21 protein-coding genes and 2 pseudogenes are annotated in these 22243 nt (G+C 40.1%); 17 read left to right on the plus strand and 6 right to left on the minus strand.

The genetic code is table 11. The features are described 5' to 3' along the window. Nucleotides 1–416 precede the first annotated feature (416 nt). The 6 genes from AC1DSL_RS01330 to arsC all read left to right on the plus strand — a co-directional run bounded on the left by AC1DSL_RS01330 (nucleotide 417) and on the right by arsC (nucleotide 5103). Entirely contained in the window at nucleotides 417–1007 is a 591-nt protein-coding gene (locus AC1DSL_RS01330) for a DNA-3-methyladenine glycosylase (RefSeq protein ID WP_477530932.1), read from the plus strand. A gap of 64 nt (nucleotides 1008–1071) precedes the next feature. After that, complete coding sequence (locus tag AC1DSL_RS01335) at nucleotides 1072–1590, plus strand: type 1 glutamine amidotransferase domain-containing protein (protein ID WP_477530933.1); 519 nt, start codon at nucleotides 1072–1074, stop codon at nucleotides 1588–1590. Nucleotides 1591–1768: 178 nt separating this feature from the next. Continuing rightward, nucleotides 1769–2902 (plus strand): M20 peptidase aminoacylase family protein, encoded by a 1134-nt coding sequence (locus AC1DSL_RS01340; protein ID WP_477530934.1) that lies wholly within the window; start codon nucleotides 1769–1771, stop codon nucleotides 2900–2902. A gap of 124 nt (nucleotides 2903–3026) precedes the next feature. Beyond that, a complete protein-coding gene (locus tag AC1DSL_RS01345; RefSeq protein ID WP_477530935.1) occupies nucleotides 3027–3359 on the plus strand; it encodes an ArsR/SmtB family transcription factor in 333 nt (110 codons plus the stop codon). 14 nt (nucleotides 3360–3373) lie between these two features. Next, complete coding sequence (locus AC1DSL_RS01350) at nucleotides 3374–4669, plus strand: arsenic transporter (RefSeq protein ID WP_477530936.1); 1296 nt, start codon at nucleotides 3374–3376, stop codon at nucleotides 4667–4669. Nucleotides 4670–4683: 14 nt separating this feature from the next. Continuing rightward, complete coding sequence (gene arsC, locus AC1DSL_RS01355) at nucleotides 4684–5103, plus strand: arsenate reductase (thioredoxin) (protein WP_477530937.1); 420 nt, start codon at nucleotides 4684–4686, stop codon at nucleotides 5101–5103. Between the two features lie 39 nt (nucleotides 5104–5142). On the opposite strand, the gene AC1DSL_RS01360 is transcribed toward arsC, so the two are convergent. Beyond that, nucleotides 5143–5943 carry an N-acetyltransferase family protein gene (locus AC1DSL_RS01360; RefSeq protein ID WP_477530938.1) on the minus strand — a complete coding sequence of 267 codons (801 nt, stop codon included), beginning with the start codon at nucleotides 5941–5943 and terminating at the stop codon, nucleotides 5143–5145. Between the two features lie 211 nt (nucleotides 5944–6154). Between AC1DSL_RS01360 and AC1DSL_RS01365 the strand changes: the two genes are divergently transcribed. Together AC1DSL_RS01365 and AC1DSL_RS01370 are read left to right on the plus strand one after the other, a co-directional pair. Continuing rightward, nucleotides 6155–6946 carry a GNAT family N-acetyltransferase gene (locus AC1DSL_RS01365; protein WP_477530939.1) on the plus strand — a complete coding sequence of 264 codons (792 nt, stop codon included), beginning with the start codon at nucleotides 6155–6157 and terminating at the stop codon, nucleotides 6944–6946. Between the two features lie 78 nt (nucleotides 6947–7024). Next, nucleotides 7025–7825: an alpha/beta fold hydrolase gene (locus tag AC1DSL_RS01370; RefSeq protein WP_477530940.1), complete on the plus strand. Its 801-nt coding sequence runs from the start codon at nucleotides 7025–7027 to the stop codon at nucleotides 7823–7825. Nucleotides 7826–8000: 175 nt separating this feature from the next. Here AC1DSL_RS01370 and hmpA read toward each other — a convergent pair whose 3' ends face one another. Beyond that, entirely contained in the window at nucleotides 8001–9185 is a 1185-nt protein-coding gene (gene hmpA / locus AC1DSL_RS01375; RefSeq protein ID WP_477530941.1) for an NO-inducible flavohemoprotein, read from the minus strand. Between the two features lie 156 nt (nucleotides 9186–9341). Here hmpA and AC1DSL_RS01380 point away from each other — a divergent pair, with 156 nt between their 5' ends. Further along, complete coding sequence (locus AC1DSL_RS01380) at nucleotides 9342–9779, plus strand: RrF2 family transcriptional regulator (RefSeq protein ID WP_016429691.1); 438 nt, start codon at nucleotides 9342–9344, stop codon at nucleotides 9777–9779. Between the two features lie 47 nt (nucleotides 9780–9826). Further along, a complete protein-coding gene (locus AC1DSL_RS01385; RefSeq protein WP_477530942.1) occupies nucleotides 9827–10756 on the plus strand; it encodes a manganese-dependent inorganic pyrophosphatase in 930 nt (309 codons plus the stop codon). Between the two features lie 127 nt (nucleotides 10757–10883). On the opposite strand, the gene AC1DSL_RS01390 is transcribed toward AC1DSL_RS01385, so the two are convergent. After that, a complete protein-coding gene (locus tag AC1DSL_RS01390) occupies nucleotides 10884–11672 on the minus strand; it encodes an AAA family ATPase (protein WP_477530943.1) in 789 nt (262 codons plus the stop codon). 126 nt (nucleotides 11673–11798) lie between these two features. On the opposite strand from AC1DSL_RS01390, the gene AC1DSL_RS01395 reads away from it, so the two are divergent. Both AC1DSL_RS01395 and AC1DSL_RS01400 read left to right on the plus strand, forming a co-directional pair. Next, nucleotides 11799–12506, plus strand: a complete 708-nt coding sequence (locus tag AC1DSL_RS01395; RefSeq protein ID WP_477530944.1) for a DsbA family oxidoreductase — start codon at nucleotides 11799–11801, stop codon at nucleotides 12504–12506. Between the two features lie 119 nt (nucleotides 12507–12625). Then, nucleotides 12626–13261, plus strand: coding sequence for an FMN-dependent NADH-azoreductase (locus tag AC1DSL_RS01400; protein WP_477530945.1), 636 nt, complete (start codon nucleotides 12626–12628; stop codon nucleotides 13259–13261). Nucleotides 13262–13304: 43 nt separating this feature from the next. Here the strand turns inward: AC1DSL_RS01400 and AC1DSL_RS01405 are convergent, their stop codons facing one another. Then, nucleotides 13305–13679, minus strand: coding sequence for a DUF2500 domain-containing protein (locus AC1DSL_RS01405; RefSeq protein ID WP_477530946.1), 375 nt, complete (start codon nucleotides 13677–13679; stop codon nucleotides 13305–13307). A gap of 76 nt (nucleotides 13680–13755) precedes the next feature. Here AC1DSL_RS01405 and AC1DSL_RS01410 point away from each other — a divergent pair. Continuing rightward, nucleotides 13756–14778 (plus strand): annotated as a pseudogene (locus AC1DSL_RS01410) (S66 family peptidase). 59 nt (nucleotides 14779–14837) lie between these two features. Here the strand turns inward: AC1DSL_RS01410 and AC1DSL_RS01415 are convergent. Continuing rightward, nucleotides 14838–15083, minus strand: coding sequence for a hypothetical protein (locus AC1DSL_RS01415; protein ID WP_477530947.1), 246 nt, complete (start codon nucleotides 15081–15083; stop codon nucleotides 14838–14840). A 193-nt stretch (nucleotides 15084–15276) separates the two neighbouring features. On the opposite strand from AC1DSL_RS01415, the gene AC1DSL_RS01420 reads away from it, so the two are divergent. Then, complete coding sequence (locus tag AC1DSL_RS01420) at nucleotides 15277–17439, plus strand: bifunctional diguanylate cyclase/phosphodiesterase (RefSeq protein WP_477530948.1); 2163 nt, start codon at nucleotides 15277–15279, stop codon at nucleotides 17437–17439. Between the two features lie 167 nt (nucleotides 17440–17606). On the opposite strand, the gene AC1DSL_RS01425 is transcribed toward AC1DSL_RS01420, so the two are convergent. Beyond that, nucleotides 17607–18128 carry a YceI family protein gene (locus AC1DSL_RS01425; protein ID WP_477530949.1) on the minus strand — a complete coding sequence of 174 codons (522 nt, stop codon included), beginning with the start codon at nucleotides 18126–18128 and terminating at the stop codon, nucleotides 17607–17609. Nucleotides 18129–18375: 247 nt separating this feature from the next. On the opposite strand from AC1DSL_RS01425, the gene AC1DSL_RS01430 reads away from it, so the two are divergent. The 3 genes and pseudogenes from AC1DSL_RS01430 to AC1DSL_RS01440 all read left to right on the plus strand — a co-directional run bounded on the left by AC1DSL_RS01430 (nucleotide 18376) and on the right by AC1DSL_RS01440 (nucleotide 22237). Then, the gene (locus AC1DSL_RS01430) at nucleotides 18376–18684 is read left to right on the plus strand and encodes a winged helix-turn-helix transcriptional regulator (RefSeq protein WP_477530950.1); all 309 of its coding nucleotides are present in this window, start codon (nucleotides 18376–18378) and stop codon (nucleotides 18682–18684) included. Between the two features lie 74 nt (nucleotides 18685–18758). Then, nucleotides 18759–19673 carry a UDP-N-acetylmuramate dehydrogenase gene (gene murB / locus AC1DSL_RS01435; RefSeq protein ID WP_016429702.1) on the plus strand — a complete coding sequence of 305 codons (915 nt, stop codon included), beginning with the start codon at nucleotides 18759–18761 and terminating at the stop codon, nucleotides 19671–19673. Nucleotides 19674–19872: 199 nt separating this feature from the next. After that, a pseudogene (locus AC1DSL_RS01440) lies at nucleotides 19873–22237 on the plus strand (penicillin acylase family protein). Nucleotides 22238–22243: the final 6 nt, after the last annotated feature.

The raw sequence follows: 22243 nt of genomic DNA on the forward strand, positions 1-22243 counted from the left end.
ATAAGGCAATTTTAAGCATACTGTTGATATTCCGCAAAACAGCTACTTTCCCTTAGGAAAGACGTTGGTCGACCTGTATTCAGCCAATGTCTTTGTTCTTGCGATTACTCGTCGCAGCGATGCTCCATATTACTTACTGTAGTGGAAGGCGGCGACTCCAGCGGGATTAGCGTGTCCAGGTGAGACCCCGCAGCGCAGCGAGGAGGCTCGCGGACCGCCAGCCTGTTTCTGTTTCTGCATCGCTACGCTAGCTTCGAAACATGGTAGATCGTTGCATCGCTACGCTAGCTTCGAAACATGAAAGTGCGTTGGAACAGAAATCAACAATATAGTTTAACAGCGGCCAGCACAAATGTACGATAAAAAAGAGGATAGCTTAACATAGTTAGTCTATAACAATAGAAAGGGGGATGTACATGAATTTCCAACCTATATCAGCCGACTTTTTTCAGCAATCAACTATTAATCTTGCGAAAAATCTAATCGGACAATACATCGTCCATCAACATCCATCGGGTTTGGTCGTGGCCAAAATAATAGAAACGGAAGCATATATGGGACCTGAAGATCGTGCGGCTCATAGCTTCGGAAATCGTAGAACGAAAAGAACGGAAGTTATGTTTGGTGAAGCTGGCCTTGTTTATACCTATCAAATGCACACACATACATTGATGAATATCGTGAGCGGACCTGTCGGTAAACCCCAGGCTGTGCTATTACGCGCCGGTGAACCTATTGAAGGTCTCGACTTAATGCAACAATTTAGGGGGACAACCCCGATGAAAAATTGGACAAACGGGCCAGGTAAGCTTGCAAAAGCACTGGGAGTGGGCATGGGTTACTATGGCCACCATTGGGCAGAAGAACCTCTATTCATTGCACCTGGGCCGGGTAGTGAAGAAGTGGAAGTGGGTCCGCGTGTTGGCATTCAGAATTCTGGTGAAGCAGTTCACTATCCATATCGTTTTTCAGAAAAAGGACATCCAATGGTTTCAAAATACCGATAAGATGTTTAACGGTATATTTCAGTGGAATAATTAGTATGAACAAACTTTAAGGAGTGAGTTGGAAATGGCGAAAATTGCAACTTTAATCACGAAAATGTTTGAAGACATTGAGTATATGGATCCCGCGAGAGCTTTTAACGAAGCAGGTCATGAGGTATTTACAATTGAAAAAAAAGCAGGGAAAGAAGTGAAAGGCAAACAAGGGGAAGCGATGGTGATGATCGATCACGGCATCGATGATGTTAAACCAGAAGACTTTGATGCACTCTTTATCCCGGGTGGATTTTCACCTGATCTATTACGGGAGGATGAACGGTTTGTAGTATTTTCAAAAGCGTTCATGGATGCAAAAAAACCAGTATTTGCAATCTGCCACGGACCACAGTTACTGATTACAGCAAAAACTTTGGAAGGTCGAGATGCCACGGGCTATAAATCGATTGCTCAAGATATGTTGTACGCGGGAGCAAAATATGTGGATAAAGAAGTTGTGGTTTGCCAAAATCAATTGGTCACAAGCCGACAACCAGATGATATTCCTGCCTTTAACCGAGAGTCCTTGAAATTACTAGAACAAATATAATCGGAAAATGTCTCGCATTAGCGAGCCATTTTTTTATATTATACTAGTAAGGAAGTAAATCTCTTGTTAAAAAGCTTAACATCTACTGGGGTGAACAGGTTTCATCTGAAAAAAAATTACTAGTTCATTCCAATTAGGATACGGTATTTAGAAACGACATGTTCATGAGGTGAAAGGTATGAAGGAAAGTAATGAGTCACACAGGGCAAGAATAAATGAAGTGTTTGACTATTTGCATGCACATCCTGAAGTAAGTTGGAAAGAAGTTGGAACAACTGCTTACTTGAAAAAATTAATTGAACAAGAAGGGTTTACAGTTCAAACATTCGATGAATGCACGGGTCTTGTCGTTGAAGTAGGAGAAGGGGAAACGTGTATAGGGATTCGAGCAGACATGGATGCCCTTTGGCAAGAAGTGAATAGCGTATTCAAAGCAAATCACTCATGCGGTCATGACGCACATATGACAATGGGTGTTGGAACCTTGCTTGCGATGAAAGAAATAGGATTTCCCGAAGGTATTCGTCTAAAGTGGATTTTTCAGCCGGCTGAGGAAAAAGGGCAAGGTGCATTGAAACTATTAAGTCTTGGCGTTTTGGATAATGTTGATTATTTATATGGAGTTCATCTTCGGCCCATTCAGGAAATACCGAACGGGACTGCATCAGCTGCCATCTGTCATGGTGCTGCAGGTCTAATAAGAGGCACTATTCAGGGGGAGGATGCCCATGCGGCAAGACCTCATCTTGGAAAAAATGCCATTGAAGTCGGTGCTGCTATTATTCAGGGCTTGCAAGCAATAAGAATGGATCCACTTATCCCATGTTCCGTAAAAATGACCAAACTACAAGCCGGAAGTGAGACAGGTAATATCATTCCGGGAAAAGCATCCTTCACACTTGATTTACGGGCTCAAACAAATGATGCCATGCGTACACTTCGAACAAAGGTCTGTGAAGTGATTCAAAGTGTGGAATCAATATATCATGTAAAAATCCAATATATTGTCCATGAAGGATTGGTAGCGGCAATCGTGAATGAAGACGCCTATCATTTGATGGCAGAGGCAATCAGCGAAGTAATCGGTGCCGATAATTTACAACCTCGAATTGAAACTCCTGGTGGTGAAGACTTTCATTTTTATTCCTTATATAAACCAAATATAAAAGCTACGATGTTAGGTCTCGGCTGTGATTTGTTCCCAGGACTCCATCACCCGAACATGACATTCAATCACAACTGCTTACATACCGGAATCGCAATACTCACCCAAACCATTTTGAATACAATTAAATCGATTTCTGCAAAATAAGATTGCCTTGGCAATCTTATTTTTTTGTATGGATCTAATCAACGTCGGTATTTATACTTCAGTGTTGTATACATAAGTGAATGCTTATATAATCGTATTATTATACATGGATGAGGAGATGCTTATGGACTATGTAGCACTAGAACAGTATTTAAAAGGCATTGGTGACCAAAATCGGTTAAGAATCTTAACGTATCTCATGCATGAGTCATTATGTATCTGTGAGTTAACGGAACTTCTTGAAATGACGCAACCGGCAATTAGTCAGCATATGCGAAAACTAAAGGCTGCAAGTATTGTGAGTGAAGAAAAGCGTGGTCGTTGGACAATTTGGTCCTTAAACGTTCGTCATCCACAATATCCGGTATTAATACATTTGCTCAGTTTACTACCTGCGCCTGCACGTACGGTAGAAGATTTAATTATAGAAGGCAAAAAAGTCATGTGTGAGGAATAAGTGGAGGAACTAAAATGGATTTATGGTTAGCAAGTATAGTTTTTATCGTGACATTAATTTTTGTCATCTGGCAACCGAAAGGGTTATCGATTGGTTGGTCGGCGATGGCTGGAGCGGCAATCGCACTTCTTGTAGGTGTAGTTAATTTTCAGGACGTCATTGATGTAACAGGATTCGTCTGGAATGCAACACTGACGTTTATAGCGTTGATTATCATTTCATTGATTTTGGATGAAATCGGTTTCTTCGAATGGTCGGCACTTCATATGGCCAGCTTTGCAAATGGAAGTGGCATTCGCATGTTTTTGCTCGTGACTCTACTTGGGGCTACAGTCTCCGCTTTATTTGCGAATGATGGTGCAGCTTTAATCTTGACGCCGATAGTGTTAGCAATGGTACGTGCTCTTGATTTCAAAGAGAAAATGATTTTACCATTCATCATGGCTTCTGGATTTATTGCGGATACCACATCCTTGCCATTTGTCATCAGTAACTTGGTGAACATCGTTTCAGCTGATTTCTTTGGCATTGGCTTTATCGAATATGCGTCACGGATGTTAGTACCAAACTTATTCAGTGTAGCGGCAAGCATGCTCGTCCTGTATTTGTTCTTTGGTAAATCAATTCCCAAACACTTTGACGAAAAAATGTTAAAAGAACCAAAGGAAGCATTGAAAGATATCCGGATGTTCCATATTTCGTGGTACGTACTGAGTGTATTACTAGTTGGATATTTCTTGAGTGAATCATTGAATATTCCCGTTTCCTTTATTGCCGCTGCAGTAGCATTGATTTTCTTATGCATTGCTCGCAAAAGCAAAGCCGTTCACACACGGAATGTCATCAAAGGGGCTCCGTGGGCTATCGTGTTCTTCTCGATTGGTATGTATGTTGTTGTATATGGTCTTCGCAATGTAGGCTTAACATCAGTGTTGACTGATTTAATCGAATGGACAACCAGTCATGGCCTATATACAGCAACGATTGGTATGGGCTTCATAGCGGCAATTCTATCAGCAATCATGAACAATATGCCGACGGTCATGATTGATGCAATTGCCATTGCCGATACGAATACATCCGGCGTGATGAGGGAAGCGCTGATGTATGCAAATGTCATCGGGTCTGATTTAGGGCCGAAAATGACGCCAATCGGTTCTCTCGCAACGTTATTATGGTTGCATGTCTTAAATCAAAAAGGTGTAAAAATCTCTTGGAGCTATTATTTTAAAGTAGGGGTATTATTAACCGTTCCTACACTATTCATTACTTTAACAGGACTGTATATATGGTTGACGATAATTCACTAAAAAGGATGAGACTGATGGAAAAGAAAATTTTTTACTTTTTATGTACAGGCAATTCATGTCGTTCACAGATGGCAGAAGCTTTTGGTCATATGTACTTAGGTGACAAGTTTGAAGTTTATTCTGCTGGCATCGAAGCTCACGGTCTTAATCCGAATGCGATTAAAGCAATGGATGAAATCGGGATCGATATTCGCAACCAAACATCAGATGTTATCGACCCAAAACTTTTGAACAAAGCAGATTTCCTGGTTACTCTATGTGGTGACGCTAATGACAAATGTCCCGTGACTCCACCTCATGTGACTCGTTGGCACTGGGGCTTTGACGATCCTGCCCGAGCTAAAGGAACTGAAGATGAGAAATGGGTGGTATTCCAACTCGTGCGTGACGAAATTGGAGCACGTATCAAACAATTCTCTAACACAGGAAAATAAACCAAAAGAGACATCGTGGGATCCTCCACGATGTCTCTTTTAAAAATTTTTACCCATATAAAACTCGTTTACGTAACTTCCATCAATGAGTAATGAGTTAGGACGGTTGCCTTCAATGCTATAACCCATTTTTTTATATAGTCCCATGGCACGTTCGTTTTTCTCCACGACTGTCAGTTCCAAGCGGGTTATCCCAACTTCATGTGCCCAAGTCTCTGCTTTTTTCATTAATGATGTCCCCACATTTTGACCATAATACGCTTGTCGTACACCGATTACTAGCGAAGCGCGATGATGCGCCCGGGGTGCCGGACCAGCAATCAATGCAACGAAACCAGCGAATTCGCCATTTAGAATGCCAACAAACATCCCGGAGTTTGCGGATTTTTTCCACTCACCGATACGTTTGCGAATGGACTGGACGGTCATTTTCCGTTCATCTTTTCCAAATAACATAAAATTCGATTCTGCATCAATATCTTGATACAGACGAATGATTGCACGTGCATCGTCCAAGTCTACGGGACGTATAATCATAATATTTTCGGGTTTATTTGAAGAAGAAGGATCGTAATCGAATGCTTCGGTTACTTTAACAAAAGTTACGGCTCTACCTAAGTCAATGCGTTTTACTGTATAATCTGAGTCAATCCACGCCAAGAAATGAGATGCAGGAGGTTTCGTCTTTTTCCACCAGCTACTATTTAAATAAGCTGCGTTTGGCAATTGTTGACCGACAATATTTTCGATTGCTGTATATGTAAGGGTGACTTCATTTTGTTTAGCCTCTTCAAAAAAAGTTGCTAGTGGAATATACTTCTTCTCCAGTTTCTTTACCATTATTGACCTCTTTTCTGTATCAAAAGAAATGTGTTTAGATTAGTATAATAATATCATTTTCATCTAATGTAATCACTACTAAATTCATACTATATTCATACTATATCACTAAAAAAATAAAATATCGCCTATAAAATGTAAAAAAATATTGAAATTTATAATATCCCTGTTTTTAAACAGTATCTAAAGTCCTAAGGAGTGAGTGATATAAATGATTAGAAAATTGATTGAAGCCGATCGTCAAATAACGATGGATTTCGTAGGTCAAAAACCTGCAGAGAATGTTTTTATTATTGGGGATATTGAAGGGCATGGATTCCATTCAAACATTCAGACGCTTTGGGGTGACTTTAATGAAAAAGGGGATCTAAGAGGCGTTTTATTAAAATACGATCAAAACTTTATTGTGTATGCACCAGCTGCTTTCGATGCAGAAGGATTTGCCAATATTATTAATAAAGATTTATCCTTCAGCTATTTATCGGGAATTGAAGAAATGGTGAATCAATTAGCGCCTTACATAAAAACTCAACCTAAAAAACCTCGCGTTCTCTATTATGCAAAATGTGAGACGGTAGAACACCTGCCTGCAATTCCTGCTGACGTCAACTTGGAAAAAGCTCAAGCGGATGATGCCCGTGCAATCATCGCGCAAATGAAAGCAATCCCAGAGTTTTCAGAAGGCAATTACAGCGTTGAGAATAAACGAGAATCACTGGAAAAAGGTCTGGCCCGTGCATACTTAATCAAAAATAATGGAGTCATTGTAAGTTCAGCTTCAAGTACAGCTGAAAATAGTCAGTCTGCCATGATTGTAGGGGTAGGGACATTGCCTGACTATCAGAAGAAAGGGCTCGCAACTTACTGTATGTCCAAGCTTTGTAGAGAGCTGCTAGAAGAAAATAAAATGTTGTGTCTGTTTTATGACAACCCCGCTGCAGGTGCAATCTATAAGCGAATTGGCTTCGTTGATATCGGAAAATGGTGCATGTGGACATATTAAAATACACGAATCTGTTGAATGGGAGAAGTGTACGATGGTTTAATAGAGGAAAGAGATTGCTAGAGGAGTTTGAATGCAGTGCTTCACTATAAAACATACATCGTTTCTTCTGATGCACCGTGGGTGTCATTTGTTCACGGCGCAGGAGGAAGTTCTTCCATATGGTATAAACAAATACGGGAATTCAGAAAAGAACACAACATCTTATTAATTGATCTTAGGGGTCATGGTAAATCAGCTCGCGGCCGTTGGAAAAAAGGCGATTCATTTGCCCATATTGCCGAAGAAGTGAAAGATGTTCTTGATGAATTGAATATTGAACAAACACATGTGATTGGCATGTCACTTGGGACAATCGTTGCCCAAACAATGGCTGAACGTTTCCCTGAGAGAATCTCATCGCTGATTTTAGGAGGGGCCGTTATCCGCCTAGATATCCGAACTAAGCTTTTACTTTGGACCGGACGTGTGACGAAGCGCTTCATCCCATATATGCTGTTGTATAAATTGTTTGCCTGGATTATCATGCCAAAGAAAAGACATGAAGAATCCCGACTCGTTTTCGTTAACCAAGCAAAAAAGATGTGTCAAAAAGAATTTATCAAATGGTTTTCGTTAACCAAGCTGATCAATCCCTATTTAACAAGGCTTCAAATGAAAACGAATGCCATTCCGACTCTATTTTTAATGGGGGAAGAAGATTACTTGTTTATACCGCCGGTTGAAGAATTGGTGAGACGGAATGATGAATTTAAACTAATTAAGATTAAAGATTCTGGTCATGTCTGCAATATCGATCAACCGGAAAGATTCAATGAACTGTCCATTGATTTCATTTCTGCTATACAAAAAAACAAAGCTATCACCGCAGTTTGGTGATAGCTTTGTTTTTTTGGTTCTGTTTAACGGTATATTATCGTACATTTGCTCTTGCCGCACGTTCCGCATGAGCCAACAAGTATGATAACCACATACTTGTGGGGCGTCTGCGGAAAGGGCACAGATTCCTTCTTTTATTAAAATCAACCGTAAAAGTTAAACATTGCCTTTTGTTTTATGCGTGAGCTGGTTCCATAGTAACTGCCGGCCCGAAAAATTCGAAGTGTACATTTTCTTCAGAGAAGCCTAACTCATAAAGGCTATTCACGACTGCTTTCATGAATGGTACTGGACCGCAAACGTAAATATCACTCTTTGCAAGTACATTTTCCGCTAAGAACTCTTTTGTGATGAGTTGATTATTATCGGAATACTGTGTGGCATAAGTCGTATCTTCCATCACGGATAGTAATGTATGAACTTCCTTGTCAAATGCATGTAATGACATATTTCTCGCTCCATGTAGGAAAGAAACAGGACGACTTGGTGAGTTTTTTGAAATCGTCTGCAACATACTCATCATTGGCGTAATGCCTACTCCACCACTGATTAAAGTGACAGGTTGTGAGCTATCGACGTTTAAATAGAAATCCCCCGCCGGAGCACTTACTTCAATTTGATCTCCGATTTCAACAGTGTTGTGCAGGTAACAAGATACTTTACCATTTGGATTCATTTCACTTTCCTTTTTCACGGAAATACGGAATGTTTCATTCCCTGGTGCTTGTGACAGACTGTATTGACGATTAAACATATATGTTTCACCCGGAATGGATAAACGCACCGTAATGTATTGACCAGGTTGGTACGTAGTGACAGCTGAACCGTCAGCCGGTTTTAAATAGAAGGAAGTAATAATATCGCTTTCTTTTACTTTATCTACGATGACAAAATCTTTGAACTCATTCCAACCATTGGATTGTGTAGCCGCTTCTACATACATTTCATTTTCGACTTGAATGAATACATCTGCAATAACGCCGTAAGCTTCTCCCCAAGCATTAATGATGTCGTCAGTCGCTGCATCACCCAACACTTCTTTAATTGCACCTAATAGATGTGCTCCTACAATCGGATAGTGTTCCGCTTTTACACCTAGTGAACGGTGTTTATGTGCAATTTGTTTGACTGCCGGAAGAAGGACAGCTAAATTGTCGATATGTTGTGCCGCTGCATAAACAGTATTGGCAAGAGCTGTTTGTTGGCGTCCTTGTTTTTGATTGGCATGATTAAATATGTTCAGCAACTCTGGATGTGCAGAGAATAAATTTTTGTAAAAAACAGTGGTAATATTCTGACCGTGCTCAGCTAGAACTGGGACAGTTGATTTTACGATAGCGATTGTTTGAGAAGATAACATGTTTGTTTCCTACCCTTCATCATTTGATACTTTCACCATACGCCTGCCTGTTTCTTAAAGCAATATATAAAATACATCTTTAATATTTCAGACACATTTCTTTCACGGAAAAGACATAATAGCTATAATGATGTAGGAAGAAAGAGCGGTGAAATAATGCGAATGACAATGTATACCGATTTTTCCCTCCGCGTCTTGATGTATGTGGGGGCGAAAGGAAAATCGGAACTATCGACCATACAGGAAATTTCAACTGCCTATGGAATATCAAAAAATCATTTAATGAAAGTCACATATGAGTTAGGAAAACACGGATATATAGAAACAATCCGGGGGCGGGGAGGCGGAATACGTCTGGCTCTCCATCCTGAATCCATAAATATTGGAAAAGTCGTAAGAAAAACAGAAGACGATTTTTATTTAGTAGAATGTTTCAACTGTGCAACAAACCAATGTATCATCACCCCCGTTTGCAAATTGAGAAGAGTATTGCGTGAAGCAATGGTGGCGTACCTAGCTGTTTTGGATGGCTACACCTTGCAAGATTTACTAGTCAATAAAGAAGAGATTGGAGCCATTTTGTTTACGAAATAGGTATGATAAAATAAAAAACGTGAAGTTTGAATTATTGGAGGATACACATGGAAAAGGTATATGTACTAGGACATAAAAACCCAGATACAGATTCAATTTGCTCGGCGATCGTTTACGCTCATTTGAAGCGTGAATTAGGCATGGACGCAGTAGCGGTCCGTCTTGGCGATGTACAAAATGAAACTGCATTTGCTTTGGACAAGTTTGGTTTTGAAGCACCGCTTTTAATTGAGAAAGCATCACCAGATGTAAAACAAGTCATTTTAGTCGATCATAACGAAAAACAACAAAGTGTAGATGATATTGATGATGTTCAAGTAATCGAAGTTGTTGATCATCACCGTATTGCGAACTTTGAAACAGCAGACCCATTGTATTTCCGTGCAGAACCGGTTGGATGTACAGCTACGATTTTAAATAAACTGTTTAAAGAAAATGGTGTGGAAATTCCACCAAACATTGCGGGCATGATGCTATCAGCAATCATTTCAGATTCATTGCTATTTAAATCACCAACTTGTACCGTTCAAGATATTGCGGCAGCAAAAGAACTTGAAGTACTTGCAGGCGTAAATGCAGAAGAGTACGGTTTGGCGATGTTGAAGGCTGGAGCAGATTTAAGCGACAAGACACTTGAAGATTTACTTACACTCGATGCAAAAGAATTCGGTATGGGTAAATACAAAGTAGAAATCGCACAAGTAAATGCAGTTGATGTCAATGATGTAATGAGCCGCCAAGCAGAATTGGAAGATTTAATTTACCGTAAAATTGCTGAAAAAGAACTTAACTTGTTCTTCTTCGTTGTCACAGATATTTTAAACAACGATTCAGTTGCCTTGGCTTTAGGAGCACAAGCTGAAAAAGCAGAAAAAGCTTTTGGCGTTCCCTTCATCAATAACGTTGCTCTATTAAAAGGTGTTGTATCACGTAAAAAACAAGTTGTTCCTGTATTAACAGAAGCATTAAGTGAATAAGAAAAGTATAAAAGCCGATTCCTTAAGGGAATCGGCTTTTAAATTGCGAGAAAGATAAATGGTTGTTCAGTCTGACTCTTGGGCAAGAACGTCAGAAAACTATCCATGCGTTGACTCTGTAGTCATACTAAAGTTCCAGAAGATGACGTAAATATCGATTCGGTTCTTTCAGGAAATCTGCTGTCAAACGAACATGCTCCACTTCATTAAAAGTTGTGGGTGTCAGTTCATTTTCGTTAATTTCGAGTATTGTGGCCCCTGGATACGCCATGACAATTGGAGAATGTGTTGAAATAAGGAACTGGGCACCATCTTTCACCATGTCATGTAATAAGGCTAGGAATGTAAGTTGTTTATTTGGCGATAAAGGTGCTTCAGGCTCATCCAAAATATAAAAGCCATTAGGTTTGAATCTTGCTTGGAACAAATCAAGAAAACTTTCTCCGTGCGACCTTTTATCCAGACCCTGACCATATAAGTGGCGAAGCTCAGAATATGTACGTGCGTAGGGCAATACTTCAAGGCTATGAGGATTCCGTTTTTTAATTTCTTGGATGGCAATTCGCGCTTCTTCCCGCATATTGGCGAGCTCTCTTGTATAGGTAATGAAATCGGATGCCCTGAAGAAAAAACCATTGCGGGTTCGTACGGACCAAATCAATTTGAGCTCATCAGCCAGTTCATAAGCGTGTGAAAACGACTTATCTTGCTCCATATATTCACCGCTAATCAGGATGCTATCACTTGCTGCCGCAATACCTTCAAGCAACGTTGTTTTCCCGGAGCCGTTATCACCTGCAAGTATGGTAACGGGATGGGTGAACTTGAGGGATTCAAATGCCTCGATAAGAGGAAGGTTGAATGGGTATTGATCTTGTACCGTACGACGTTTTCGAACAATTTCCCGTAAAATCATGGTCAAAAACACTCCTTTAAGAAACACTTTAGCACATTAACAAAAAGAACCGCACCATAAGTTCGGGCGAGCAGAAAAATTGCAGTGCCTATCCAAACGCACTACAATAACCATGAGGTGAATGGAATGAAAATTGAAGTATGGTCGGACTATGTATGTCCATTCTGTTATATAGGAAAGCGTCGGATGGAAGAAGCAATCGCTACTACCGGGTTGGCTCACAATATCGATGTTCAATTCAAAGCGTATGAACTGGATCCAAATTCGCCAGCGATCTCGGACAAGTCGACATATGAAATGCTTGCCGAGAAGTATCAGACGACTCCTGAAGCGGCGAAACAAATGACAGCTTCGGTTAGTCAACAAGCACAAACGGTAGGCTTGACATATGATTTTGATCGTATTAATGAAGCCAATACGTTCGATGCTCATCGTTTGGCGAAATGGGCGGAGGCACAAGGCAAACCGGCTGAAGTAAGCGAACGTTTGCTTAAAGCATACTTCATTGAAGCACAAGAAATCGGCCGACATGAAGTACTGTTAAATTTAGCAGAGGAGATCGGCTTAGATCGTAAGCAAGCTGCTGAAATATTATCCTCGAATGCATACGAGGCTGAAGTGAATCAAGATATCCAGGAAGGTATGTCCCTTGGTGTGCAAGGCGTGCCGTTTTTCGTCATCAACCGAAAATATGCAATTTCCGGAGCTCAACCTACTGAAGCATTTGCCGAAGCGTTAAGAAAAGTAGCAGAAGAAGAAGGTATTTCTACCAAGCTTCAACAATTGGGACAAGACAATGTGGGCATATGCAAAGATGACAATTGTGAAATCTGAAAAATGGAGAGCAGAGTTTTTGACTTCTCTAATGCTCTCCTTTAAAATTGCATCATATCTCGAATTAAAGATAAATAATTTTAAGATATATAACTTTCTAATAAAAGGAGATCTTCCATATGAATGTTTTAGTAGTAAAAGCAAATAACCGTCCTTCTACAGAAGGCGTTTCAAGTAAAATGCACGATGTATTTTTAAATGAAGTGACTAATGCAAAAGAATTGAACATCAACACATTTGATGTATTTAAGGAAGATATGCCTTATTTCGGTCAGGATTTCTTTGATGCGATGGCAAAATCAGCTCAAGCTGAACCGTTGAACGATCTTGAACAACGTATTTTGACTGCAGCAAATAAAGCAATGGATGCTTTTTTGGATGCGGATGTTGTGGTATTCGCATTCCCACTATGGAATAAAACGATTCCAGCTCCATTACAAACGTTCATTGATTACATTTACCGTGCGGGTGTAACATTCAGCTTTAGTGAAAATGGACCAGTTGGTTTAGTACCGCATAAAAAAGTCATTATTTTAAATGCACGTGGTGGTGTTTACTCGACACCAGAAATGGCACCATCTGAAATGAGCGTCAACTATGTGCGTATGATCATGAATTTCTTCGGTATTACTAATATTGAAGAAGTCATTATTGAAGGGCACAATCAATATCCAGACCGTGCAGAACAAATTATTGCAGATGGAATGGCTGAAGTGAAAGCTGTGGCAACTCGTTTGGCGACAGTAACAGTTTAACATGCAAAAAGGATTGGGCACATTGTGTCCAATCCTTTTCTTTTTACTCTTCTTTTTTCTTTCGCTCAAACCCTTTAAACCGCGATCCTTGAAAAGTGAGCATCCCCAAGTCTTCTTCGGCTAGTAACCCAAACTGGGAGCCATCAACGCCCAGTTCCATTCGATCTCCACTTTGTACTTGAAACGTCACGTAATACCACGTGCTTGCAGACGAATCTCCATGACCGCCGGAAGTTTCAGTGCGTTTCGTTACGACTTCAGCTGGTACGGTCAATACAGGTGATTGATTGTTTTTCGACCATTGAGATATTCCTTTGATTATGACAAAAATAAAAGTCCCGATTACTAAAGTGAAAATGAGAATGAAAAATGTAAAGAAAATGCCTGTTCCGAGTCCAGAAAACATAAATGAATCCATAATTTACAAACCCCCTGTAGTAAATGATACGTATTACGAGTAAAATAGTTTCAATATTACAAAGAGGGTGACAACCATGATTCGCTATCCAAATGCTCTTCAACCAGGACAGACTATAGGATTCACTGCTCCTTCCTCCGGCGTTGAAGAAATACTTCACCACTTGATTCATCAGAGCCAGAAACAGTTTGAAAATCGAGGCTATAATATAGAAATCGGAGAAACGGTGTGGACACAGCATAAAGCCGCTTCAGCAACGAAAGAAAAGCGAGCGAAAGAACTGAATGCGATGCTTCAAAACAAAGATATCCACGCAATTATCCCTCCATGGGGAGGGGAAATCCTACAGGAGATTTTGCCGCTTATTGAGTGGGAGCAAGCACAACCAAAATGGATTCTTGGCTATTCGGATACAAGTACTCTGTAGTTCGCATTGACATTGAAAACGGGTATTGCAACCGCACACGGAACGAACTTCGTCGACGTGAGAAGTGACGAATGGGATCCAACTACGAGTAGATTTTTGGATGTCCTATCTGCTGAAGAAGGAGCAATCATCCATCAAGCTTCTTCTCTCAACTATCAATCTGAATGGTCTCATGATAGACAACCAAAACCGTACGTTTTTAATCTTGATACTGAGACGAAGTGGGAAACAGTTTACAATCGGCCGGTAGAAATGAAAGGCCGCCTTCTCGGTGGTTGCATGGATACCATTCGCCATTTAATCGGTACACCTTACGGAGACGTGAAAACGTTCCAGCAAACATACTTGGCAAATGAACCAATCGTGTGGTTCCTTGAGAACTGTGATATGTCCGCAACAGATTTCCACCGTACGCTAATGCAAATGCAGCAAACGGATTGGTTTGATTATGCATCCGGAATCGTTTTTGGACGCACACCAGCAGGTCAGGAGGTTGGGGGATTCACCACGCTTGATGCAATGGAAAGGTTGGCAGAATCGACAAACTTACCTATTATCTATAATGCTGATATCGGTCATGTGCCGCCGCAGATGACTTTCGTCAATGGAGCGTATGCAGTGATTAAAGCTTCAGACGGTAAAGGTGAAGTGACCATGACATTGAAAAAATAACAAAAAGCTGTTCTTCCCTGAAATAGAGAAGAACAGCTTTTCTTATGATAATCCTTGGCCTAGTATGAAACTCCACCGGCAATAGCTTGCAGAATAAAGACACCAAATAACAAGGTAATTAAACGCCAATCGAAAATAGCTGTAGTAAGAGAGTCGACTAAGTTTTTTGTAACTAAGGGAATGACTAATCCGGTTATCGTTTCAGCCAAGGCCAAAATAACCGCGAAAATAGTTATGCCTATAGGCCATTTGAGTGAACGAATCAATTGGAAAAATTGTGTGGATGATGAACTTTCAATCTTCAAAGTGTATGTCGTCCCTTCGTATCATTAAAATTAGTTAGTAATACCCAATTTTAATACTAATCTATCAGAGAAACATTGACTATCTTCCGACATTAATCGACAATAATGTAGGAGATGAATATTGCATACATTTGGAATTTATATACAACATTTGGGAAACGAATGGATTGGGATAGATATGGGAGGTGACAATGTGTCAAATAGACAAGTACAAGCTTATTTTTTGTTGGTTATCATTTTATTGACAGTTGTTACCTTAACTATTTTTAATTATAAATCTTCAAAAGAGTTTGTCCAAGAAACTGTAAAAAAAGAAAATCGTTTATTACTTGATAACTTTACAGATGAAACAAATAAGTTCTCAAATGAACGTGTAGCCGAGCTTGAGTTGATAGCTGATTACATAGCGTTACTTAAAACAGAAGAAGACATCGTTCAGTTTCTGAAGAATCAGCGTGAAAAAATGCCGTTTTTTTCTTCACTAGGTTTCATAACTCCTGAAGGGGAAGTGTTGGCGGGAGATGGTTCTCGTTTTAAAGTGAATCAACAAGAATCTTTTGATCGTGCTTTGCAGGGGGAGCTGGTCTTTAGTGAATTATTTCCTTACTATCAAGATTCCACACAGTTGGTAAGTGCAGTCCGAATTCCTGTATTCCAAGACGGCAATATCATTGGCGTACTCTCTGGAGTATTCAATATGGGCAATCTAGTTGGTGCGATCGCATCAGATTCAAACTTACCGGGGACATTATTTTTATTTAGAGAGAATCAAGTGATTTTCTCTAATTCCAATCATGATTTTGAAACAGCTGTACCTAATGGATCTCAAGTCCTGTCCCAAATCAACGCAACGGGACAAGGGACCATCATAATAGACGAGAATAAAGCACATTATGTTATGTATCAGCATACTAGTGGCGGTTGGACATTTGTAGTTGACTCCTATAAAGAGAAGACTGTTCAGCAAATTTCGTCCATTTTTTGGCGTAATACGATGATTGTAGTATTAGCAATTATCTTTCTTTGTAGCATTCTCTATTATTTGAAACGTAATGAACAACGTGAAGAAAACATGTTGAAACGTGATTTATTAACGAATTTGCCAAATCGGGTAGTGTTAGAAGAACGTTTAAAAAAAGGATTGAACCCACAGAATTTTAAAAGGTTCACCTTGTACTTTATCAATTTAGATCGATTTAAAGATATAAATGAACGAAATGGCTATCAGTTGGGTGATAGAGTGCTATTTGAGACAAGTCGAAAAATCCAGGCATTTGCCGGCAAGAATGAGTTGTACAGAGTTGGCGGAGACGAATTTGTTCTGCTTGTACCCGCTCATTCGGAAGAAGAATTACGAACCAGGGGACTTGAACTAGTAAAATTAATGGAAGTGCCCATCGAATTATCTTCAACGGAAAGTATGTGGGTAACATTCAGTGTCGGGATTCGTAAGTCTCAATTAGGTGACTGGCCAGATCTAATGATGCAAGATTCAACATTTGCAGTACAAGAAGCAAAAAAACAAGGCGGAAACCGTTTTGTCTTCTTCTCTCAGGAACTTGCCAATCAAAATGAGCGTGTTCGTTTGATTGCTAACAATGTGGTTCATGCGTTAGCCAACAATGAATTTTTCATGGTCTATCAGCCGGTTTATGATTTATCTACGAAAAACATAACGAGCTATGAAGCTTTGTTGAGGTGGAAGTCTCCAACTATTGGACAAGTGTCCCCTGTGGAATTCATTCCTTTATTGGAAGAAAGCGATTTGATTATTCCTGTAGGAAAATGGATTTTGCGCCAAGTGACGGCACAACTGAATCGTTGGGAAGCGGAAGGACACGAAGATTTTCAAGTGGCTGTCAATATCTCCGTCAGGCAAATGATGCATCCCGATTTTTTACATGATGTAAAATCCATTATTCACGAAGCTAACATATCTGCACAGCGATTAATTTTTGAAATTACGGAAACCGTGGCAGTACAAAATAGTGAACTAGCCAATCAAATTTTGACCGAGTTAAACAATTTAGGTGTCAAAACAGCACTGGATGATTTTGGAACCGGCTATTCTTCTTTATCAATATTAAAAATCTTACCTATCCAACAACTAAAAGTAGACCGATCCTTTATCGTGAAAATGGAACTAGAAGAAGACAAATCACTGGTGATTTTACAAGGGATTTTGGACATTGCTCGAAATCTTGGGATGACTACCGTTATGGAGGGTGTAGAAACACTCGAACAGCTCGATTTATTGAAAAATATGGGTGCTCAAAAAATCCAAGGTTTTCTAATCAGCCAAGCCGTAGTGGCGGAGCTTGCAATTGAATTGCGAAAACAAACATGGCTGCATTAAAAAAGGAACTTCTCTCGAATGAAGAGAAGTTCCTTTTGCATTCTTTTGAATTAGAATTTTTCTACGTTATCTCATGTCTAGTTCCAAGCGCAAACTCGCACAAAGAAGGCTTTCAAATCAACCTTCCAGAGCCGGCGTCGAGTTAGAGTGGTGCTTTTCATCTTCAATTAAGCAGGATTTGCTTCAAGTTCTACAGTGATTTTAATGTCTTTTCCTACTAATACACCGCCAGTTTCAAGCGCTTGGTTCCATGTCAAACCAAAATCTTCACGGTTGATTTTCGTTTCAGCTGTGAATCCAACTACTTCTTGGCCCCATGGGTTTGTGCCTTTACCCTCGTATTCAGCTTCAAAGACAACCGGTTTCGTGATGTCTTTAATCGTTAAATCTCCAGCAATTTCATATTCGTCGCCATTTTTCGAGATATTGTTAGCCACAAATTTGATTTCCGGAAACTCTTCAGCATTGAAAAAATCACCTGAACGAAGGTGATTGTCACGATCTTCGTTACCTGTATTAATACTTGCCACATTGATATTGAATGCAATATTTGCATTAGTTAAATCTGCTTCATTCGCTACTACAGTTGCACCGAAATCACCGAAATTTCCACGTACTTTTGATACCATCATATGTTTTACAGAAAATCCAATACTTGAGTGAGCTGCGTCGACATTCCAATTTTTCATTTTTTATTCCTCCATGTTGTTTTTTGTTTTCTATAAACTACTATATGCAGGTGATATCTCGATGTCAATAGTTCTTAATTAAAATATCTCGAATTAAAGATAATTATTTTTTTTAATAAACGACAATATTTATCCCTCTAAAATCAAGTTGTTAAAAGTAACCTGCTATTAAAAGGTAATTAAATTACTGTATGGTTTACGTGGGTTTTTATTTACGTTATAATGACTAACTATAGAGGTGATTTCAATGAAAGAAACTACATTATGCCCACGTTTATCAAAAGCGATGGAACTCATCGGGAAAAGATGGACTGGCTTGATTTTATATCAATTATTAGAAGGTCCTCAKCGATTCAACGAAATTGAATCAGCTTTGCCGGTTAGCGGACGTCTTCTTTCCGAACGCTTGAAAGAACTTGAAAAAGAAGGATTAGTTAAGAGACATGTTTTTGCCGAAGTACCTGTGAAAGTTGAATATTCTTTGACAGATAAAGGAAAAGGGCTGAAAGATGCAATTGCCAACATCGAACAGTGGTCAAAAGTATGGTTATCTTAAAATTACTTGTCAAATAGATCGCCAATACGCATACTATGTAATGGAAAGAGTTAAGGGAAAGGATTTGGCTTTTCATGACTAAACAGCGTTGGTTTGACGATTTAACAGAAAAAATTTCACACGAATGTGTAAAAATAGATGAACCACTTTACTTGCACACGATGACAAAAATGGGTGGCCGGGCCGATTTATTTGTATCTCCGACTACCGAAGAAGAAGCAATTTTTGTTGTGTCATATTCCCATCAACAACAGATACCCATGCTTTTGCTAGGGAATGGATCCAATATGGTGGTCCGAGATGGTGGAGTACGTGGAATTGTCTTGAATTTGTCTAAGTTAAATGAAATAAAAATTGATGGTACGCGTGTATATGCTCAAAGCGGTGCTGATATCATTGATGTATCTAAAGCGGCAGCAAAAGAAACCTTATCAGGTCTCGAATTTGCGTGTGGTATCCCAGGTTCAGTCGGTGGTGCAATGGCCATGAATGCGGGCGCATACGGTGGAGAGATAAAAGATGTTATTTTCCAGTGTACTGTATTGACTCATGAAGGGGAAAAGCTGGTCTTATCGAAAGATGAGCTTGAGTTGGATTATCGCATGAGTGTGATTACGAAAAAAGGCTATTATGTATTATCTGCAGAATTTGACTTAGTTAGTGGAGATCAACTGACCATTGATGCGAAAATAGCGGATTTGACACATTTACGTGAATCTAAACAACCTTTGGAATATCCTTCAGCAGGAAGTGTGTTTAAACGTCCTCCAGGTTATTTCGCTGGGAAACTTATTCAGGATTGCGAGTTGCAAGGCAAAGGATTTGGTGGAGCTGAAGTGTCGACGAAACATGCAGGCTTTATTGTAAATAAAAACAATGCCACTGCTACTGACTATATCCAAACAATTGAAATGGTCAAAGAGAAAGTAAAAGAACAATTCGGTATCGAATTAGATCTTGAAGTGAAAATTGTAGGCGAAAATGAATAAATGAAGAAGCCTCTAATTCCATTGGGATTAGAGGCTTCTTTCATTCCGTTAAACTAAAGAGACAATCTGTGCGAAGAATTATTGAAATACTACAAGTGGAATGGACTGTGACAGGTCATGTCCACTTGTTTTTATTTGAAAGGACTTTTTTGGTCTCAGTCGAAATAATATAGTAAGAAAGTATCAGGGGGAGAAAGAAGTGAAGAGGAAGAGAAAGATAGGAAAGTGGATTGCTTGGATTGTCGGCGGCATAGCACTGATTCTTTTAGCCGTAGTCATTTTTTTGAATGCCTACCTCAGTAAATCTGAACCGCAAATTGAAGGGAACATGGCAGTGGATGTACTGGACAAGGAAGTAACGGTTACCCGTGATGAACAAGGGGTACCTCATATCAGCGCGAAAAGTGATGCGGATTTATATCGGGCCCAAGGATTCGTGCAAGCACAGGATCGCATGTTTCAAATGGATTTAGCGCGACGGCAAGCTAGCGGTCGTTTATCCGAAGTGGTGGGTGCAACAGCGGTAACAACAGACCAGTTCTTCCGTACGTTCAGTTTGAGAGAAGCTGCAAAAGATTCTTGGGCTGGATATGACGAAGACGCAAAGCAAGTGCTCTCTTGGTATGCAGAGGGCGTGARTGCGTACATGGAACAGGCGAGCGAGCAAGGCAAACTGTCATTTGAGTTTAAATTACTGGGATATGAGCCTGAGTCTTGGACAGAAGTAGATTCTTTAACAATCGGAAAATTCATGGCGTATGATCTTGGCGGAAATTGGTCGAGTTTAGCTGTTCGCCACTGGGCACTGGGGAACTATCCTGAAGATAAAGCTCGTGAGTTATTCATTACATATCCAGAAGATAAACCGGCGATTATTGCAGCAAATTTAGAGAACCAAGTAACAGTTGCAGGTCAATTTGACCCTACTGTTATTCCTAACGAATTCAATGGTAGCAATAACTGGGTGGTTTCCGGTGATAAAACAAAGTCGGGCCTTCCATTGCTTGCGGACGATCCGCATTTAGGATTAAGCACGCCGTCCATTTGGTATCAGATGCATCTCCAGTCACCAGAGCAAAATGTAAGCGGTGTCATCTTTGCGGGAATACCAGGCATTATTTTGGGACATAACGACGAAATCGCTTGGGGTGTAACGAACGTTGGCCCTGACGTTCAAGATCTTTATATCGAAACACCAAATCCTGAGAACCCAACACAATTCAAATATGAAGGAAAATGGGAACAGGCTGAAGTTCGTAACGAACCGATTAAAGTGAAAGATGGTGAAACGGTTGACTTCGAAGTTGTCGTTACCCGCCATGGCCCAATTGTTTCAAATGTCATGTTTGATGAAGAAGAACCAACGGCGCAGTTCTCCATGCAATGGACAGCACTGGAGCCCACGCGGGAACTACAAGCCGTGCTGAATATGAACAAGGCTTCTAATTGGGATGAGTTCGAAACGGCATTGGAGGATTTTCATGCTCCCGCACAAAACTTTGTTTTTGCAGGAAAAGATGGAACCATTGCGTACAAAGCGAATGGTCGTATTCCGATTAGAAAATCGGGGGATGCCCAGTTGCCAGTACCAGGTGATTCCGAGGAATACGGGTGGCAAGGGTACGTTCCGTATGATGAACTACCGACTGTTGTGAATCCTGATGAAGGGTATATCGCAACTGCAAATAATCAAGTGGTAGACAATTCGTATCCTTATCACATTACCGACTTTTGGGCTCAATCCTACCGCTATGAACGGATTGCGGAAGTATTGGAAGAAGGCGATGATTTCACGAAGGAAGATATGATGGCACTTCAAATGGATCAACATAATCTACAGGCACGAGAGTTCTTAAAAGAGATGGTTGCATCCGTTGAAAATATGGATAAAGAAAATAAATATGATGATATAACGGATATGTTAAAAAAATGGGATCAAGTGGACTCAGTTGATGCTGCTGCACCTCTCGTTTTCCATAAATGGATCAAACAGTTGCCTGCCWCTCTATTCAAGGATCAAATGCCAAAAGATATTTACGATTTATTGGCAGGGAAAGGCAATATTACGGATGCCATGATGCGTGAAAGTTTCCAAAATCAAGAAGGGGCATGGGTGAAGGAGCAAGGAGGGGTGGATAAGTGGATGATGGATTCATTTGAAACGGCCGTCACTTCTATTACGGAGGAGTTTGGCAAAAACTCGGATGACTGGAAGTGGGGAGATTACCACCAACTCACATTTGACCATCCATTAGCAGGTGCGTCACCAATTTTTGCTTATTTCTTGAATCCATCACATGTGCCGATTGGTGGTTCCAATATTACGGTTCAAGCTGCAGGGTTTGCTGCAGATGGCTCGGTTGATCACGGGGCTTCTYGGCGTTTTGTAGCAGATATGAAGGACCTATCAAGTGCCCATCACATCGTAGGGCCTGGTCAAAGCGGTCATATGAAATCAAAATGGTTCCATAATCAAAGTGAATGACTGGGCTGAAGGAGATTATCATGAAACGATGGTAAATGGTGACATACAAGATTCCCATACGTTAACATTAAAACCATAAGAGGGT

The organism is Paenisporosarcina sp. P4_D4, assembly GCF_056401835.1.

Bases quoted from the DNA above. Each gene is read 5' to 3' on its own strand.
- AC1DSL_RS01425 (WP_477530949.1), bottom strand. From the start codon at position 18,128: ATGAAAAATTGGAATGTCGACGCAGCTCACTCAAGTATTGGATTTTCT.
- AC1DSL_RS01390 (WP_477530943.1), bottom strand. From the start codon at position 11,672: ATGATTTTACGGGAAATTGTTCGAAAACGTCGTACGGTACAAGATCAA.
- AC1DSL_RS01335 (WP_477530933.1), top strand. From the start codon at position 1,072: ATGGCGAAAATTGCAACTTTAATCACGAAAATGTTTGAAGACATTGAG.
- murB (WP_016429702.1), top strand. From the start codon at position 18,759: ATGACTAAACAGCGTTGGTTTGACGATTTAACAGAAAAAATTTCACAC.
- hmpA (WP_477530941.1), bottom strand. From the start codon at position 9,185: ATGTTATCTTCTCAAACAATCGCTATCGTAAAATCAACTGTCCCAGTT.
- AC1DSL_RS01330 (WP_477530932.1), top strand. From the start codon at position 417: ATGAATTTCCAACCTATATCAGCCGACTTTTTTCAGCAATCAACTATT.
- arsC (WP_477530937.1), top strand. From the start codon at position 4,684: ATGGAAAAGAAAATTTTTTACTTTTTATGTACAGGCAATTCATGTCGT.
- AC1DSL_RS01400 (WP_477530945.1), top strand. From the start codon at position 12,626: ATGAATGTTTTAGTAGTAAAAGCAAATAACCGTCCTTCTACAGAAGGC.
- AC1DSL_RS01360 (WP_477530938.1), bottom strand. From the start codon at position 5,943: ATGGTAAAGAAACTGGAGAAGAAGTATATTCCACTAGCAACTTTTTTT.
- AC1DSL_RS01395 (WP_477530944.1), top strand. From the start codon at position 11,799: ATGAAAATTGAAGTATGGTCGGACTATGTATGTCCATTCTGTTATATA.
- AC1DSL_RS01385 (WP_477530942.1), top strand. From the start codon at position 9,827: ATGGAAAAGGTATATGTACTAGGACATAAAAACCCAGATACAGATTCA.
- AC1DSL_RS01380 (WP_016429691.1), top strand. From the start codon at position 9,342: ATGCGAATGACAATGTATACCGATTTTTCCCTCCGCGTCTTGATGTAT.
- AC1DSL_RS01405 (WP_477530946.1), bottom strand. From the start codon at position 13,679: ATGGATTCATTTATGTTTTCTGGACTCGGAACAGGCATTTTCTTTACA.
- AC1DSL_RS01345 (WP_477530935.1), top strand. From the start codon at position 3,027: ATGGACTATGTAGCACTAGAACAGTATTTAAAAGGCATTGGTGACCAA.
- AC1DSL_RS01340 (WP_477530934.1), top strand. From the start codon at position 1,769: ATGAAGGAAAGTAATGAGTCACACAGGGCAAGAATAAATGAAGTGTTT.
- AC1DSL_RS01350 (WP_477530936.1), top strand. From the start codon at position 3,374: ATGGATTTATGGTTAGCAAGTATAGTTTTTATCGTGACATTAATTTTT.
- AC1DSL_RS01365 (WP_477530939.1), top strand. From the start codon at position 6,155: ATGATTAGAAAATTGATTGAAGCCGATCGTCAAATAACGATGGATTTC.